The sequence below is a fragment of the Paraburkholderia franconis genome (assembly GCF_009362735.1).
GTDB classification, from domain to species: domain Bacteria; phylum Pseudomonadota; class Gammaproteobacteria; order Burkholderiales; family Burkholderiaceae; genus Paraburkholderia; species Paraburkholderia franconis.
Genome location: NZ_WHNP01000218.1, coordinates 1 through 1,286 on the forward strand (window position 1 = coordinate 1; position 1,286 = coordinate 1,286).

The window sequence follows — 1,286 nt, forward strand, 5'->3', positions numbered from 1 at the left end:
GTTCTCAAAGCAGCCTGCCTGAAGCCAGCGCTGGGTCTGCTGGTACACCAGTTCCCACGGAGGAAAGTTGTTGGGCATCATTCTCCATGGCGCACCAGCACGTACGATCCAGCGCAACGCGTTAAACATTTCTCGCAGTTCGTACTTGCGCTGCGGTGCTGCTTCATCCATCAGCGTCAGATACGGCGCCGCGAAGCTCCACTCTTCGTCGGACACGTCTGTCGGGTAGGGTTTGCGTCTTTCTTTTGTCATCCCTCCAGGGTACCAGGTTCTATAAAAAGTTCCTAACACGGTCTAGGCCGTGTTATGAACTTTGAAGTACTGGCACTGCATGCACGAGCATAAGCATGGCGAAGACCACGAAATGAAGCCCGGCAAGCGTTTCAGGTAATCGCTCATAGTCCCGCGCGAGGCGGCGAAAGCGGTTGAGCCAGCCAAAGCTGCGCTCGACCACTCATCGCCGGGGCAGCAGCACGAAACCTTTCTTTGCTTCCTGCAGTTTGATGACCTGCAGATCAATGCCTTCATTGCTGGCGGCCTGCGCAGCGTCTTCGCCTGTGTATCCTTGATCCGCGAACGGGAACAGAGTCCGTTCGTCGCTCAAGCGACGTCCGCCGTTTTTCTTCAGTTTTCGCGATGAAGTCCGACAGTTCGCGCTCCATCGCTGAGTCTTTGGCGCCCGGCCTCCACGCTGTGGCGCCATGCCGACTGCGCGTGGCGCGGGCCAACGCGAGAGCCGACATCGCGGCCTTCGCGCATTCGTATTTGACCTGCCCACAAACGTCGATCGAATCCGCGAACTCCCGGAATGCCTCGACGTACTCACGCGGGTTCTGGTGCAAATAGGTAAGCCGGTTGAGAAGTCTTCATATAGGAAGGATATCTTATTGAACGCGGAGGACCGTATTCCATACGACGGGCGCAACGGCATCCTTAAGGCCGAGCTTCGCGAGATCGAACTGGCCCTTACGAATGCGATGCGTCAACCCGATGCCTGAAATCGTCGTCGCGGCGTTTCTGAACCGTTTGAAGCCGAGCATCACATTCGTTCTGGATTTGATATGGCGATGGTCCTGCTCGATCAGGTTGTTCAGGTATTTCGAGGACCGGACCTTCGTGTCTTCAGGCAGCGAACCATCGACCATCATCTCGCGCACCGCGCGGTGCGAGGCAGCATAGCCATCGAGCGTGATGATCTCCGGCGACTGGCCCTGATGCCTGATCGCCTTGCTGAAAAAGGCTTTGGCCGCGCCCACTTCGCGCCTCGCCCTGAGCATGAAGTCCAC

The 1,286-nt window shown here is 57.4% G+C and carries 2 protein-coding genes and 1 pseudogene; all 3 read right to left on the bottom strand.

The features are described from left to right. Window positions 1–252: transposase (locus GCT13_RS47725; RefSeq protein WP_152768401.1), on the bottom strand; the 252-nt coding region annotated here is incomplete at its 3' end. 52 nt (window positions 253–304) lie between these two features. Next, a pseudogene (locus tag GCT13_RS47730) lies at window positions 305–577 on the bottom strand (transposase); the annotation flags it as partial. A gap of 307 nt (window positions 578–884) precedes the next feature. Beyond that, window positions 885–1,286: DDE-type integrase/transposase/recombinase (locus GCT13_RS47740; RefSeq protein WP_152768436.1), on the bottom strand; the 402-nt coding region annotated here is incomplete at its 5' end.